The 14,114-nt window shown below is 52.9% G+C and carries 16 protein-coding genes; 10 read left to right on the top strand and 6 right to left on the bottom strand.

What is annotated here, in order from left to right; translation table 11 throughout:
* Positions 1–2: 2 nt before the first annotated feature.
* From cyoB to cyoE, 4 genes are read left to right on the top strand one after another with little or no spacing between them, the layout of a single operon-like run.
* Positions 3–1,982 carry a cytochrome o ubiquinol oxidase subunit I gene (gene cyoB / locus V7Z75_RS04010; protein WP_334107312.1) on the top strand — a complete coding sequence of 660 codons (1,980 nt, stop codon included), beginning with the start codon at positions 3–5 and terminating at the stop codon, positions 1,980–1,982.
* Positions 1,983–1,984: 2 nt separating this feature from the next.
* Positions 1,985–2,602, top strand: coding sequence for a cytochrome o ubiquinol oxidase subunit III (locus tag V7Z75_RS04005; protein WP_334107311.1), 618 nt, complete (start codon positions 1,985–1,987; stop codon positions 2,600–2,602).
* Positions 2,603–2,941, top strand: coding sequence for a cytochrome o ubiquinol oxidase subunit IV (locus tag V7Z75_RS04000; protein ID WP_334107310.1), 339 nt, complete (start codon positions 2,603–2,605; stop codon positions 2,939–2,941).
* Between the two features lie 9 nt (positions 2,942–2,950).
* Complete coding sequence (gene cyoE / locus V7Z75_RS03995) at positions 2,951–3,865, top strand: heme o synthase (protein WP_334107309.1); 915 nt, start codon at positions 2,951–2,953, stop codon at positions 3,863–3,865.
* Between the two features lie 45 nt (positions 3,866–3,910).
* Here the strand turns inward: cyoE and V7Z75_RS03990 are convergent, their stop codons facing one another.
* Entirely contained in the window at positions 3,911–4,429 is a 519-nt protein-coding gene (locus V7Z75_RS03990) for a hypothetical protein (RefSeq protein WP_334107308.1), read from the bottom strand.
* Between the two features lie 205 nt (positions 4,430–4,634).
* On the opposite strand from V7Z75_RS03990, the gene V7Z75_RS03985 reads away from it, so the two are divergent.
* Entirely contained in the window at positions 4,635–5,816 is a 1,182-nt protein-coding gene (locus tag V7Z75_RS03985; protein ID WP_334107307.1) for an MFS transporter, read from the top strand.
* 84 nt (positions 5,817–5,900) lie between these two features.
* Here the strand turns inward: V7Z75_RS03985 and ykgO are convergent, their stop codons facing one another.
* The 3 genes from ykgO to V7Z75_RS03970 form a co-directional block, all read right to left on the bottom strand.
* Positions 5,901–6,026 (bottom strand): type B 50S ribosomal protein L36, encoded by a 126-nt coding sequence (gene ykgO / locus V7Z75_RS03980; protein WP_334107306.1) that lies wholly within the window; start codon positions 6,024–6,026, stop codon positions 5,901–5,903.
* 81 nt (positions 6,027–6,107) lie between these two features.
* On the bottom strand, positions 6,108–6,386 hold the full coding sequence (locus V7Z75_RS03975; protein WP_334107305.1) for a cupin domain-containing protein: 279 nt from the start codon (positions 6,384–6,386) through the stop codon (positions 6,108–6,110).
* Positions 6,387–6,413: 27 nt separating this feature from the next.
* Positions 6,414–7,406 carry a serine/threonine protein kinase gene (locus V7Z75_RS03970; protein ID WP_334107397.1) on the bottom strand — a complete coding sequence of 331 codons (993 nt, stop codon included), beginning with the start codon at positions 7,404–7,406 and terminating at the stop codon, positions 6,414–6,416.
* Between the two features lie 412 nt (positions 7,407–7,818).
* Between V7Z75_RS03970 and gdhA the strand changes: the two genes are divergently transcribed.
* On the top strand, positions 7,819–9,162 hold the full coding sequence (gene gdhA, locus V7Z75_RS03965) for an NADP-specific glutamate dehydrogenase (protein WP_334107304.1): 1,344 nt from the start codon (positions 7,819–7,821) through the stop codon (positions 9,160–9,162).
* Between the two features lie 68 nt (positions 9,163–9,230).
* Here gdhA and def read toward each other — a convergent pair whose 3' ends face one another.
* Entirely contained in the window at positions 9,231–9,764 is a 534-nt protein-coding gene (gene def, locus V7Z75_RS03960; RefSeq protein ID WP_334107303.1) for a peptide deformylase, read from the bottom strand.
* Positions 9,754–10,500 (bottom strand): S-methyl-5'-thioinosine phosphorylase, encoded by a 747-nt coding sequence (locus V7Z75_RS03955; RefSeq protein WP_334107302.1) that lies wholly within the window; start codon positions 10,498–10,500, stop codon positions 9,754–9,756. The genes def and V7Z75_RS03955 overlap by 11 nt, the downstream gene beginning before the upstream one ends.
* 97 nt (positions 10,501–10,597) lie before the next feature.
* Here V7Z75_RS03955 and hpnC point away from each other — a divergent pair, with 97 nt between their 5' ends.
* The 4 genes from hpnC to V7Z75_RS03935 are packed head-to-tail and all read left to right on the top strand — an operon-like array spanning position 10,598 to position 14,016.
* Complete coding sequence (gene hpnC / locus V7Z75_RS03950; protein WP_334107301.1) at positions 10,598–11,452, top strand: squalene synthase HpnC; 855 nt, start codon at positions 10,598–10,600, stop codon at positions 11,450–11,452.
* Positions 11,449–12,285, top strand: a complete 837-nt coding sequence (hpnD, locus tag V7Z75_RS03945) for a presqualene diphosphate synthase HpnD (RefSeq protein ID WP_334107300.1) — start codon at positions 11,449–11,451, stop codon at positions 12,283–12,285. Before hpnC ends, hpnD begins: the two co-directional genes overlap by 4 nt.
* Positions 12,261–13,595: a hydroxysqualene dehydroxylase HpnE gene (gene hpnE / locus V7Z75_RS03940; protein ID WP_334107299.1), complete on the top strand. Its 1,335-nt coding sequence runs from the start codon at positions 12,261–12,263 to the stop codon at positions 13,593–13,595. Before hpnD ends, hpnE begins: the two co-directional genes overlap by 25 nt.
* A 13-nt stretch (positions 13,596–13,608) precedes the next feature.
* Positions 13,609–14,016 carry a phage holin family protein gene (locus V7Z75_RS03935; RefSeq protein WP_334107298.1) on the top strand — a complete coding sequence of 136 codons (408 nt, stop codon included), beginning with the start codon at positions 13,609–13,611 and terminating at the stop codon, positions 14,014–14,016.
* Positions 14,017–14,114: the final 98 nt, after the last annotated feature.

The following is a 14,114-nucleotide window of genomic DNA, read 5'->3' as shown; positions in this document are numbered from 1 at the left end:
AAATGTTTGGTAAATTAACCCTGGAAGCGGTTCCCTACCACGAACCGATTATCATGATCACGCTAGCCGTGGTCGGTGTGTTGGGGCTGGGCATCGCCGCCGCCCTGACACATTTCAAGAAATGGAAATGGCTCTGGTCTGAATGGTTGACCTCGGTTGACCACAAGAAGATCGGCATCATGTATATCCTGGTCGCCATGGTCATGCTGTTGCGCGGCTTTGCCGATGCCATCATGATGCGAGGCCAACTGGCTGTCGCTTCAGCTGGCGCTGAAGGCTTCCTGCCCCCGCACCATTACGACCAGATCTTCACCGCCCACGGCGTCATCATGATTTTCTTCATGGCCATGCCGTTCATGGTCGGCCTCATGAACATCGTAGTGCCATTGCAAATCGGCGCGCGTGACGTGGCCTTCCCGTTCCTCAACTCCCTGAGCTTCTGGCTGTTCGTGGTCGGCGTCGCCCTCATGAACATTTCCCTTGGGGTCGGCGAATTCGCCCAGACCGGCTGGCTGGCCTATCCGCCACTTTCCGGCATTGAGTACAGCCCAGGCGTAGGGGTGGATTACTGGATCTGGAGCTTGCAAATTTCCGGGTTGGGAACGTTGCTTACCGGGGTCAACTTCCTCGTCACCATCCTGAAGATGCGCGCGCCTGGCATGACCCTGATGAAGATGCCGGTGTTCACCTGGACCGCGCTCTGCACCAACATCCTGATCCTGGCGGCCTTCCCTGTGCTGACCGCCACGATCGCGATGCTGACGCTGGACCGCTACCTCGGCACCCACTTCTTCACCAACGAGCTCGGCGGCAACCAGATGATGTACGTCAACCTCATCTGGATCTGGGGCCACCCCGAGGTATACATCCTGATCCTGCCGGCATTCGGCGTCTTCTCAGAAGTCGTAGCCACCTTCACCAAGAAGAAGCTGTTCGGCTACACCTCTCTGGTATGGGCAACTGCAGTGATCACCATCCTGTCGTTCATCGTCTGGCTGCACCACTTCTTCACCATGGGCGCGGGCGCCAATGTCAATGCCTTCTTCGGCATTGCCACAATGATTATTTCCATCCCGACCGGTGTGAAGATCTTCAACTGGCTGTTCACCATGTATCGCGGGCGCATTGAATTCACCAGCCCGATCATCTGGACCATCGGCTTTTTGTTCACCTTCACCATTGGGGGCATGACCGGCGTATTGCTGGCAGTGCCTGGCGCCGACTTCGTGTTGCATAACAGTCTGTTCCTGATTGCCCACTTCCATAACGTCATCATCGGTGGCGTGGTATTCGGCTATCTGGCTGGTTTCGCCTACTGGTTCCCCAAGGCGTTCGGCTTCAAGCTCAACGAAAAACTGGGCCGCATTTCCGCCTACTTGTGGATCAGCGGCTTTTTCCTGGCCTTTATGCCGCTATACATGCTGGGCTTCATGGGCATGACGCGCCGCCTGAACAATTATGACAACCCTGCCTGGACGCCAATGCTATATGTGGCTCTGTTCGGTGCATTTGTTATCGGCCTGGCTATCGTGTTCCAACTGCTCCAGCTTTATGTCAGCGTCCGTGACCGCAAGCAGAATCTGGATCTGACTGGCGACCCATGGGGTGGCCGCACGCTGGAATGGTCTACATCTTCACCTCCTCCTTTCTATAACTTCGCCAAAGTACCTGCAGTGAAAGGCCTGGATGAATGGTGGACGATGAAGCAGGACGGCAGAGCCAATGAAGTCCCGGCAAAGTATGAAAAGATCCATATGCCAAGAAATGCTGCTGAAGGCGTCATCATCAGCGCATTCAGCCTGGTATTCGGCTTTGCCTTCATCTGGCACATCTGGTGGCTGGTGATCTTCAGCACTGCTGCCATGTTGTTCACCGTGATCGCACGCAGCTATAACAGCAATGTCGATTACTACGTGCCAGCGGAAGAAGTCACCGCCATTGAAAACAAGCATATTCAAGTTAAACAAGCGAGTCAGGCGTAATCATGTCTAGTCAAACTGTGCATACACAACACGCTCATGCTGCAGAGCATGAGCACCACCACGACGCCGGTGCCACGAAGATATTCGGGTTCTGGATTTACCTGATGACGGACTTGATATTGTTCGCGACCCTGTTCGCGACCTATGCAGTCCTGAGCACCAGCTTTGCTGGCGGCCCTACCGGCAAGGATATTTTCGAGCTGGACTATGTGCTAGCAGAAACCTTCCTGTTGCTGTTCAGTAGCATCACCTATGGCTTTGCCATGATTGCCCAGCACAAGGGCAACAAGCAGGCTGTGCTGAACTGGCTCGCCGTGACCTTCCTGTTTGGCCTTGGCTTCATCGTGATGGAAGTTAATGAGTTCCATCACCTGATCCATCAAGGTTTTGGCCCTGACCGTAGCGCCTTCCTGTCTGCCTTCTTCACATTGGTTGGCACCCACGGCCTGCACGTTACCTGTGGCCTGATCTGGATGGCGGTGCTCATGGCGCAAATCTGGACCAAGGGCTTGACCGATACCAACAATACACGCCTGATGTGCCTGAGCCTGTTCTGGCACTTCCTGGATATTGTCTGGATCTGCGTATTTACTGTTGTTTATCTGATGGGAGTGCTGTAAATGTCACATGGACACGCTGAACGCGCTGGCGCAGGCCATGGCAGCGTCAAGTCTTACCTGATTGGCTTTGTTCTTTCCGTAATCCTAACGGTGATTCCGTTCGGATTGCTGATGTTCCCGAACGAACTATCCTCATCCACCATCCTGACCACCATCCTGGTGTTCGCCGTGGTGCAGATCGTGGTGCACCTTGTGTATTTCCTGCACATGAACACCTCTTCGGAACAGAGCTGGAACGTGACGGCCTTCATCTTTACCGTGATCATCCTCGCCATCGTGGTAGTGGGTTCACTGTGGGTCATGTTCCACCTGAACCACAACATGATGAGGCCTTTCTAAGCCAGATCGATGAAGCAATATCTACTCCTCACCAAGCCAGGCATCATCTTCGGTAACCTCATTTCGGTTGCCGGAGGGTTTTTCCTGGCCTCCAGAGGTGATATCGATTTTCCCCTGTTTCTGGCAACCGCCATCGGCATTTCGCTGGTTATTGCCTCGGGCTGTGTACTGAATAACTACATAGATCGGGACATCGACAGCAAGATGGAGCGTACCCGCAACCGGGCATTGGTTCAGGGGTTGGTTCCGGCACGCAACGCCGTTATTTATGGTTGCCTGCTGGGAATTGCAGGCTTCGCCCTGCTCTACACAGCGACCAACATGCTCACCGTCTGGCTATCGTTGTTCGGCTTTGCCATTTATGTTGGCGCCTACAGCCTTTATCTGAAACGCCATTCCGTCTATGGCACCCTAATTGGTAGCCTGTCCGGTGCGGCTCCTCCTGTCATCGGTTATTGCGCGGTCAGCAATGAGTTCGATATGGGCGCTTGGATATTGCTGGTCATTTTCAGCATCTGGCAAATGCCGCATTCCTATGCCATTGCAATTTTCCGGCTCAAGGATTACACGGCCGCCGCCATTCCAGTATTGCCCGTCAAAAAAGGCATCCTGGCCACCAAAAAGCATATCGTGCTGTATATCGTGGCGTTCATTATTGCCACCATCATGCTGACCCTGAGCGGCTACACAGGCAACCAGTTCCTCGTAGTCGCCGGGGTAATCAGCGTTTACTGGCTGGGGCTGGCCCTAGCTGGTTACAAGACCAGCAATGACCAGCGCTGGGCAAAAAAACTGTTCATGTTCTCCATCATCACCATCACTGCCCTGAGCGTCATGATGTCCATCGACTTTCAGGAACCACGCAAGGATGGGGTATGGGTTGCTATCCACAATCCAGCAACACAATCCATGAAAATAGATTAAGCCACTCTCGTTTGAGTATAAAAAGCCGTTGCTTGCAACGGCTTTTTATTTGCCTGCCATTTCTGGCAGTTCGTGCGCCAGCATGGATGTGCCGACGATATTCCGGGCAGTTGCAGTTTCATCCTCGGTATAAGTATGGATCACCAATACCGCATATCCTCGCTCCACAGCATCATTCACCAGATCAGAGAACTGGCGCTCATGGTTTGAAATGCCTCTGGCTGCACCGATGAATCCACCGACAACCGCACCCCACCCTATCATGGTCAAAGGCGCAATAATAGGACTGGCGACAAACAAACTTACATTCGCCGCAACCAATGCAATTTCCCCCAGCGCCCCCACACCAGCACCGATGGCCGTGCCGAGAGTCCCATCCACCGCTACATTCTTCAGCACTTCTTTGCTGTCTTCAGCCTGCCCGATATCAGCAGGTGGATGTGCTGCCACTACTTGTATCTGCTCTTTGGGGAGCCCTTCATCCATTAACTGCCGGGCTATACGGTATGCGTCATCCAAATGAGGATAAATCCCGGTCACGCTGTCCAGATAGTCATCTTTCATGATGCCTCCTCTTCATGCTACTTGTTCTGAATCGTCAAGCCGACGTACCGGCAAGGCCACTCAGCAATATCCATGATACATTCCCATATCAGCTACTTTTTGACCGAATCCAGGTTACAAGTGAAATGTCAGCTTTCAGCATAACCATCGCCCAGTCATCTGCATGCCAGTTCATTCCGAAAACCATGTCAGATGAGTCTTACACATGACGCAGCATCACCCCCGCCTGCACCAAGGCCTATTGATCCTTGCCATCATCCTGATTGGCATCAACCTGCGCCCGGCATTTTCCAGCATTTCTCCCTTGTTAAGCGAGATACGCCATAGCCTGGCCTTGAGCGGCAGCGCTGCCGGCATGCTGACCACATTGCCGGTTGCCTGCCTGGGTATATTCGCTCCTCTCGCGCCTTGGCTAGCCCGGCACTACGGCGCAGAAAGACTGGTAATGCCATTACTACTGGCCCTGGCAATCGGGCTCGCGCTGCGCGGCCTGTGGCATGTTTCCTGGCTCTTTACCGGCACGGGCATCGCCGGTATCAGCATCGGCCTGCTCGGTATTCTGCTACCCAGCATCATCAAGCGCGAATTTCCTGCCCATCCAGACTTGATGACAGGCGTATATACCATGGCTTTATGCCTGGGAACAGCGCTGGCTGCCGGTATTGCCTTCCCGTTATTCTCAGCATTGCAGAGCCTGCCTTTGGCACTCGCACTCTGGGCCCTGCCTGTATTGCTTGCCATCCTGTTCTGGTGGCCGTTCCGCCACCTTGGCAAAACTGTTCACGCTGTCACCACTTCTACGAGCAATTGGCAACAACTCCTGCGCGATAAGCTGGCCTGGCATGTCACCATGTTTATGGGCTTGCAAAGCGCGCTGGCCTATTGCGTATTTGGCTGGTTGCCCACCATATTGCAGGATCGTGGCATTGATGCCGTTCAGTCCGGCCTGTTTCTTTCTGGCTCTGTCATGACCCAAGTCGTTTCCGCCTTGCTCATCCCATGGATTGCCTCCTTGATGCGCGACCAGAAATGGATGAACTTCCTGATGTTCATCATGATTTTCATCGGCTTCATGGGAGCAATTTATGGTGAGACGGATGCCATGTGGTGGTGGATGATCATACTGGGCTTGGGCCAGGGAGGCGGTTTTGCCATGGCGCTGGCCATGATAGTGCTGCGCACACGCACCCCGTCGCAGGCGACGCAACTTTCGGCAATGTCGCAAGGACTAGGCTACGCGCTGGCCTCTCTAGGCCCTTTAATCATGGGTATCATGCATGAATCCAGCGATAGCTGGCAGGATATGGGATGGCTACTTTCCGCCATTACCTTGGTTGGGCTTTTTCATGGAAGCAAGGCAGGCGCCAGGCGGTTCGTACTGGAATGAAAATAAACGCCATGGGCCAGGAATAACAAAGGGAAGCTCGAAAGCTTCCCTTTTCGACCATCTATGCTTCAATCACCTATGCAATCAGCGTTGACGCGCCTTGAAACGCGGGTTGCTTTTGCAGATGACAAATACCTTTCCATGACGACGCACAACCTTGCAGTCGCGGTGGCGCGTCTTGGCGGATTTAAGTGATGACAGGATTTTCATGACAGTTCACCTCATTTAAGAATGATTGTCATTATGTCAGCTTCACTCCATAATTGCAACAATGTTGCAATTAAAATCAACCTATCCCAACTGATAATGCTTGCGCAACGCCTGCTTCACATTCCATGTACACGATAAACCTGCTGGAAATGTCACCAGGTCTCCCTTGCCAAAACTCACTGGTACACCATCGCCATTGGGCGTAATGGTCACTTCGCCTTCGAGGATATAGGCAATTTCCTGCTCACCAAAGCTCCAGGGGAAAACCGATACTTCCTTGGACCAAGTAGGCCAGCGTGACACGCCTAATTCATTCAAGCGCTCCTGGCTAGGTTGGTGCTCTATCTTGATTTCACTCATTTTCATCTCCTTTTATCATTCCAGTCGTTAACGATTACCGCCCGCAATGCTGAGCGGTGACTCCTGCATCAATGCAATCTGCTCGCGTAGTTCCAGAATACGGTCTTGCCAATATTGCTGCGTATTAAACCAGGTAAATGTCATGGGGAACGCCGGATCATCCCAACGCTTTGCCAGCCAGGCAGAATAATGAATCAGGCGCAGGGTGCGCAAGGCCTCTATCAGATGCAGCTCTGCCGGGTTGAAATCATGGAAACATTCATACCCTTCCAACAATTCCGCCAGTTGCAGGTTCATTTCTTCCCGCGTGCCAGACAATAGCATCCATAAATCCTGAATGGCAGGCCCCATCCTGCTGTCATCAAAATCAACGAAATGCGGCCCACCCTCCGTCCACAGCAGATTGCTCAAATGGCAATCACCATGCAAACGCAAGGTAGCAATATCACCAGCGCGGTCAAAGCAATATTTAACACCTTCCAGCGCCTGCTCCACCACACTGCGGTAGGCAGGTGTCAAATCCGCCGGTATGAACTGGTGCTCCAGCAACCATTGGGCAGGTTCCGCACCGAAACTGTGCAGATCAATGCCAGGACGGTGCCGATATGCTTGTTGTGCACCAATTGCGTGAATTCGGCCAAGAAAACGCCCTATCCACTCCAGCCGCCCTTCCTGATCAAGCTCGGGCACACGTCCGCCGCGCCTGGGGAAAACGGCAAAATAGAAATCCTGATATTGCTGCAACGTATTGCCATTGATCAGCAGGGGCGCCACGACTGGAATTTCAGCATCAGCCAGCTCCAGAGAGAATGCATGTTCCTCCAGGATCTGCTCGCAGCTCCAGCGCCCTGGCCGGTAGAATTTAACGACTACAGGCAGCTGCTCTTCCACGCCTACCTGGTAAACGCGGTTTTCATAGCTATTGAGCGCCAGCAGGCGGCCATCCCCCAGGATACCGATACTGGCCAGCGCATCGAGCAACAGGTCGGGAGTCAAGGTGGAAAACGGTACAGATGTAATCAAGGCAAAACACTTTATAAAAATTTCAGATATTAGCCGGCAGCATGAATAGGCAGCCGGCAGAGGTTAGCATGTCGAAGGGCAAACTCCCACTCCAGAAAAAATTTGCATCCATACGCACCATTATTGTGCACTCCTCCGCACCATTCTGGTTCAATCGCATCACAGCCTTTCATCACTGCATACCTCATGTCTATGTTGATTAGCAGGCATTCATGGGGATTTTCCAATCGGTCAATTTCAGAGAGATACATGCCATAATATCTCCTTGTCATCAACGCACAAAAATGGTGCAAACAAAGCACAAAAATGGTGCATCTCAATGATATAAAAGTGAATTTTTTTGGTGCATTTTTATTTCTCATGAGAGAGAATGCATCACTTTTGTTCAAACTCATGGAGATAAGAGGGTATGAAGTATCAATCGGCACATGATTTTCTAGCCGTGGTCGCACAAAAAAATCCCGGTCAGCCGGAATTCCTGCAAGCTGTTACAGAAGTTGTAGAAAGCCTGTGGCCATTCATCAGCAAGAACCCCCGCTATGCAGAACATGGTGTGCTGGATCGCCTGGTTGAGCCAGAGCGTGCCATTATATTCCGCGTCTCCTGGGTAGATGACAAAGGCGAGGTCCAAGTCAACCGTGGCTACCGCATCCAGCACAACGGCGCCATCGGCCCATTCAAGGGCGGTTTGCGCTTCCATCCCTCCGTAAACCTTTCCATCCTCAAGTTCCTGGCTTTTGAACAAACTTTCAAGAATGCGCTCACCACCCTGCCCATGGGCGGCGGCAAGGGTGGTTCCGACTTTGACCCCAAGGGCAAGAGCAATGGCGAAATCATGCGTTTCTGCCAGGCTTTCATCAGCGAATTGTTCCGCCATATCGGTTCCGATACTGATGTACCGGCAGGTGATATCGGCGTGGGCGCCCGTGAAATCGGCTATATGGCGGGCATGATCAAGAAACTCACCAACCGCGCGGACTGTGTGCTGACCGGCAAGGGCCTAAGCTACGGCGGATCCCTGATCCGCCCCGAAGCGACAGGCTATGGCGCTGTCTATTTTGCAGAGGAAATGCTGCGTCACAGCGGCCGCACCATTGCCGGCCTGCGCGTTGCGGTATCCGGTTCGGGCAATGTTGCGCAATATGCTATCGAAAAATGTATGGCGCTAGGCGCAAAAGTTATCACTGTCTCTGACTCCAGCGGTACCGTGGTCGATGAAGAAGGTTTCACCCCGGAAAAACTGCAAGTGCTGATGCAAGTCAAGAATGTGGAATATGGTCGTGTAGGTGATTACGCTGCTCGCGTGGGCGCGCGCTTTGTCGCTGGCTCTACTCCATGGTCCGTCAAAGCTGAGGTTGCTCTGCCATGCGCGACCCAGAACGAACTGAACGGTGACGATGCCGCTGCACTGATCGCCAATGGCCTGCTCTGTGTTGCAGAAGGCGCCAACATGCCATGTGATGCGGATGCCATGAAGCTGTTCGATGAGAAGCGCGTTCTCTACGCACCCGGCAAGGCCACCAATGCAGGCGGCGTTGCCACTTCCGGCCTGGAAATGACGCAGAACTCCATGCGTTTATCCTGGACTCGCGAAGAAGTCGATGCACGCCTGTTCGACATCATGAAGGGCATCCATGATGCCTGCGTGAAATACGGCACTCGCGCCGACGGTTCCGTAAATTATGTGGATGGCGCCAATATCGCTGGCTTCGTGAAGGTTGCCGATGCGATGCTGGCACAAGGCGTGATTTAACCCTCTTTCATGCCTCAAATAAAAAGAGCACCTGCGGGTGCTCTTTTTTATGCTGCTTTTGATTCAGATCAGTCATCGTCTACCGACATGCCCGGAAACAATACGTCAGTAAATCCAAATTGTGCCAGATCACGAATACGCATGGGGTACAGGATACCATCGAGGTGATCGCACTCGTGCTGCACGACCCTGGCATGAAAACCGCTTACCAAACGGTCTATCGGCTTACCGTATTGGTCAAAGCCAGTGTAGTGCAGCCGCTGATAGCGGGGAACCACGCCGCGCATGCCTGGAACGGATAAGCACCCTTCCCAACCGTCCTCCAGCTCCTCTCCAATCGGAGTCAATTGCGGATTGATTAGCACGGTGTAAGGTACTTGCTCGGCATCGGGATAGCGCGGGTTATGGCCCACGCCGAAAATGACAACGCGCAGGCTGACGCCGATCTGCGGCGCAGCAATGCCCGCACCGTTCAAATGCACCATGGTGTCTTCCATATCCCGGATCAGGGAATGCAGTTCGGGCGTATCAAATTGCGTGACAGGAGCGGCTTTTTGCAGCAACACCGGCTCCCCCATTTTCAATACTGGTCTAACAGGCATGTCCGACCACCACTCTTTCTATCAGTTTGCGCACGCGCTCCATGGTCCCATTCAAGACCTCGCTAATATCTTCATATTGTATGCAGTGCTTGCTGCCACCGCGACCCGCCGCATGATTGACGATGGGACACAAAGCAGCGTAGCGCATCTCCAGCTCCCGTGCCAATGCTGCCTCCGGCATGCCGGTCATGCCTACCAGGGTCGCGCCATCCTTTTCCAGCCGGTTGATTTCCGCTGCTGTTTCCAGCCTGGGGCCCTGCACACAGGCATAGACCCCTCCATCCAGCAACGTCTCGCCAATATTGCTCGCAGCCTCCAGACAAATATTGCGCAGGTGTGGGCAATATGGTTCGGTAAAATCAATATGCTTGACGGGCAAATCCCCCCCATCAAAAAACGTATTTTTACGACCATACGTATAATCAATGATCTGGTTAGGCAAGGTGATCATGCCTGGGCTCAAATCCTGTGTTATCCCGCCCACGGTACCTACTGAGATAATCTCGCGCACTCCCTCGGAATGCAGCGCCCAGATATTGGCGCGATAATTGACAAGATGCGGCGGAATGGTATGCCCGTGTCCATGCCTGGGCAGAAAAACCACCTCATAGCCGCAAATATCACCATAGCTCAATGGCCCGGAAGGCTCGCCGTACGGTGTGCGCATGATTTGCCTGCGCTTGATCTTGAGATTGGCCAGTTGGGTCAGCCCGGTACCACCAATAATCCCTAACATGAAAACTCCACAGCGATAGATCGCTACATTGTAGCGCAACATAATTTACTTGCCACGAAACGCGGCCAAGGATGTTTTGTGGCATACTCTGCCGACTATGACAACAGCCACCAATACCGCCATACAACAAAGCATGTCGCTTGTCAAAATGCATTACGAGAACTTCCCCGTTGCCTCCTTTCTGCTCCCGCGCAAACTGCGCGAACCCGTCAGCCTGATCTATGCGTTTGCCCGCCAAGCAGACGATTTTGCCGATGAAGGCAACCTCGCGCCGGAAGAGCGTCTGGCGCTCCTCGACGGCTTCCGCCAGCAGCTTGACCTGATCCGCAGCGGCGCACAACCGGACGTTCCCCTGTTCCAGGCATTGCAGGATACGATCAATAAACACCAGCTGCCGCTAGAGCCTTTTTACGACTTGCTATCCGCATTCAGCCAGGATGTCACCAAGACACGCTACGGTCACTTCGGCGAGCTCACCAGCTATTGCCGCCGCTCTGCCAACCCGGTAGGCCGCCTGTTGCTGCATCTATACGGTGCAGCCACGCCACGCAATATTGCACTCTCCGATGCCATCTGTACTTCCCTGCAACTGATCAACTTCCTGCAGGATATCGAAATAGATTATCGCAAGAACCGCATCTACCTGCCGCTGGACGAGCTGTACAAGTTCAACATCCACGACCAGCAAATTGCTAACGGCAATGCGCAAGGCACCTGGGGCATGTTCATGGAATTCCAGATCAACCGCACCCGCAGGCTGCTGCAAGCCGGCGCGCCGTTGGGCCTGGTTTTGCCTGGCCGCATCGGCCTGGAAATGCGTATGATCATTGCCGGCGGCGAGCGCATCCTGAAAAAGCTGCACAAAAGCCGCGGCAATGTCTTTAAGCAGCGCCCAACCCTGAATGCCTGGGACTGGGTATATATGTTCTACCGGGCGATCACCAAGAAATGAGTCCGCAGGAATATTGCCAGAAGAAAGCCGCTGCCAGCGGCTCCAGTTTCTACTATAGCTTCCTGTTTCTACCCAAGCCCAAGCGCGAGGCGATTACCGCGCTTTATGCCTTTTGCCGCGAAGTCGATGATATTGCGGATGAAGTGCAGGATCTCTCCGTCGCCCAAGCCAAGCTCAACTGGTGGCGCGGCGAAATCCTCAATCTTTACATTGGCAAGCCGCAGCATCCCGTCACTCAGGCATTAGAAGGCCCGGTCGCCGAATTTGATCTCAAGCAACAGCACCTGCTGGAGATTATCGATGGCATGCAGATGGATCTGGAGCAAAACCGCTACCGCGATTTTGCCGAGCTGGAGCTTTATTGCTATCGCGTCGCCAGCGTCGTCGGCTTGTTATCGGCCTCCATCTTCGGCTATAGCAATCCACAAACCTTGCAATATGCGCTCGACCTCGGCATGGCATTCCAGTTGACCAACATCACCCGTGACGTTGGTGAAGATGCGCGGCGCGGACGCATTTACCTGCCCCAGGATGAACTGGCCCGATTTGGCGTCACTGACCAGGATATCCTACAAGGAAAATCCTCGGACAATATGCGCAAGCTGTTGGAGTTCCAGGCCGAGCGTGCTGAGCAGTATTACGACAAGGCCCTGGCTGAGTTACCACCTGAAGACCGCAAATTGCAGCGCACCGGTCTGATCATGTCCGCCATTTATCGCACCCTGCTCAAGGAAATCCAGGCAGATGATATCCAGATAGTATTAAACGCCAGGGTTTCGCTGACGCCGATCAGGAAACTCTGGCTCGCATGGCTGACGTGGATACGCAACTGAGACCGCATGTCGCGGTCATTGGTGGTGGCTGTGCCGGATTAAGCGCCGCTGTCGCCCTCGCCCGAGCAGGTATCCGCACCACGGTTTTCGAATCCAGCCACCAACTTGGCGGCCGTGCACGTGGCGTACAGTGGCAAGGCACGACTCTGGATAATGGTCAGCATATTCTGCTAGGCGCATATGCAAGAACGCTGGAGTTGCTGCGGCTCTGCAATGTCAACCCCGATAAGGCCATGTTGCGCCTGCCGCTCAAGCTGGAAATGGCCAACACCTTCTCCTTGAGTTGCCCTTCGTTCCTGCCTGCCCCTTTGCATATACTGGCTGGTTTACTGCAAGCCAAGGGATTGAGCATGGCTGAACGCATGGGCGCCATACGCTTGATGGTTTCATTGAAAATCAACCAATTTCAGCTCGCCTCTGACATACCCTTGCAGCAATTCTTGTCAGGCCAGCCGCCGCGTGTCGTCACAATGCTGTGGGAGCCACTATGCCTAGCCGCGCTCAACACGCCTCTTGCCACCGCAAGCACGCAAGCATTTCTCAATATATTGCGCGACAGTTTTGCCCGTCACAAATCCGATAGCGATCTGCTATTGCCGCGTATGGACCTTTCTACACTGTTTGCTGGCCCTGCCGCGAACTATATCAAGACGCATGGAGGCGAAGTCCACCTCAACTGCAAAGTGGAAAAAATAAACTTTAATAACAGTTCATTAGAAATAAGTTTTAAAAAAGAAACTCATGATTTTAGCCATGTAATAATCGCCACCTCGCCGTTCCGCACTGCCCCCTTGTTGCAATCTTTGCCAGACATGGAGAAAGTCATTTCACAATGCACAGGCCTGCAATACCAGCCGATCTATACAATTTATCTGCAATACGCTGCGGAAATACGCCTGCCGGAGAGTATGTGCGGCATCACAGGTCGGCTGGGGCAATGGGTTTTTGATCGCGGGCAGCTTTATGGGCAGAAAGGCTTGATTGCAGTGGTAATCAGCGTCGAAGGCAAACATCAGACTTTATCCCAAGCAGAACTGGCAATTGCCATTCATCATGAGTTACAGGCCATTTTTCCACATATACTGTCCAGACCTCCCGAATGGCATAAAGTAATTGCCGAGAAACGCGCTACATTTGCCTGCGTGGCAGGATTAGATCGCCCTGGACAATATACCCCTCATAAAAACGTAGTGCTTGCAGGCGATTACGTCAGCACGGGCGACCGTTTGCAGGATTATCCCGCCACGATAGAAGGTGCTGTCAGGAGCGGTTTTCAGGCAGCAGAAATAATATTGAACAACATTAACTAAAACACTTCATCTTATGTTTAACCAAGATATTTATGATTTCATCATCCATTGGGCCATCATGAGCCTGTCATTGTGGATTGCCAGCCTATTGTTTTCTGGCCTGAATTTCAGGTCACGATCCGCCTTATTGATTTCCGCCCTGGCACTGGGCTTCGTCAATGCAATTCTCCGGCCTTTGCTGCTGATTCTCACATTTCCGCTTACCTTGGTAACATTTGGATTTTTCGCCTTGGTTATCAATGCATTGATGGTGATGCTGGTTGCCAAACTCGTTAAAGGGTTTGAGCTATCTGGTTTCTGGACAGCATTTTTCGTCAGCATTTTCATCGCCATCCTGGGGTTTGTGATCGAATGGTTTCTGCCGAGCCAAGGAATTGCATTGATACCAATCAGCAGCAGTCCTGACATCATTTCAATTTAGTGTTGCAGTCCAGACGTTTGCATGACAGCATTTTCGCCATTATGGTTATTTGCTATGCTTTCCGGCAGCGTATTGAACATTGCCTATCTATCTGCAAT

It is taken from the genome of Methylobacillus sp. (assembly GCF_036844465.1).
In the GTDB taxonomy this organism is placed as follows: domain Bacteria; phylum Pseudomonadota; class Gammaproteobacteria; order Burkholderiales; family Methylophilaceae; genus Methylobacillus.
The sequence above is the reverse complement of the archived record's forward strand: the minus strand, read 5'-3'. Positions and strand labels throughout refer to the sequence as shown.

Excerpts from the sequence above, each read along its gene's own strand:
- cyoB (WP_334107312.1), top strand. The coding sequence starts at position 3 with ATGTTTGGTAAATTAACCCTGGAAGCGGTTCCCTACCACGAACCGATT.
- V7Z75_RS04005 (WP_334107311.1), top strand. The coding sequence starts at position 1,985 with ATGTCTAGTCAAACTGTGCATACACAACACGCTCATGCTGCAGAGCAT.
- V7Z75_RS04000 (WP_334107310.1), top strand. The coding sequence starts at position 2,603 with ATGTCACATGGACACGCTGAACGCGCTGGCGCAGGCCATGGCAGCGTC.
- cyoE (WP_334107309.1), top strand. The coding sequence starts at position 2,951 with ATGAAGCAATATCTACTCCTCACCAAGCCAGGCATCATCTTCGGTAAC.
- V7Z75_RS03990 (WP_334107308.1), bottom strand. The coding sequence starts at position 4,429 with ATGAAAGATGACTATCTGGACAGCGTGACCGGGATTTATCCTCATTTG.
- V7Z75_RS03985 (WP_334107307.1), top strand. The coding sequence starts at position 4,635 with ATGACGCAGCATCACCCCCGCCTGCACCAAGGCCTATTGATCCTTGCC.
- ykgO (WP_334107306.1), bottom strand. The coding sequence starts at position 6,026 with ATGAAAATCCTGTCATCACTTAAATCCGCCAAGACGCGCCACCGCGAC.
- V7Z75_RS03975 (WP_334107305.1), bottom strand. The coding sequence starts at position 6,386 with ATGAGTGAAATCAAGATAGAGCACCAACCTAGCCAGGAGCGCTTGAAT.
- gdhA (WP_334107304.1), top strand. The coding sequence starts at position 7,819 with ATGAAGTATCAATCGGCACATGATTTTCTAGCCGTGGTCGCACAAAAA.
- def (WP_334107303.1), bottom strand. The coding sequence starts at position 9,764 with ATGCCTGTTAGACCAGTATTGAAAATGGGGGAGCCGGTGTTGCTGCAA.
- V7Z75_RS03955 (WP_334107302.1), bottom strand. The coding sequence starts at position 10,500 with ATGTTAGGGATTATTGGTGGTACCGGGCTGACCCAACTGGCCAATCTC.
- hpnC (WP_334107301.1), top strand. The coding sequence starts at position 10,598 with ATGACAACAGCCACCAATACCGCCATACAACAAAGCATGTCGCTTGTC.
- hpnD (WP_334107300.1), top strand. The coding sequence starts at position 11,449 with ATGAGTCCGCAGGAATATTGCCAGAAGAAAGCCGCTGCCAGCGGCTCC.
- hpnE (WP_334107299.1), top strand. The coding sequence starts at position 12,261 with ATGGCTGACGTGGATACGCAACTGAGACCGCATGTCGCGGTCATTGGT.
- V7Z75_RS03935 (WP_334107298.1), top strand. The coding sequence starts at position 13,609 with ATGTTTAACCAAGATATTTATGATTTCATCATCCATTGGGCCATCATG.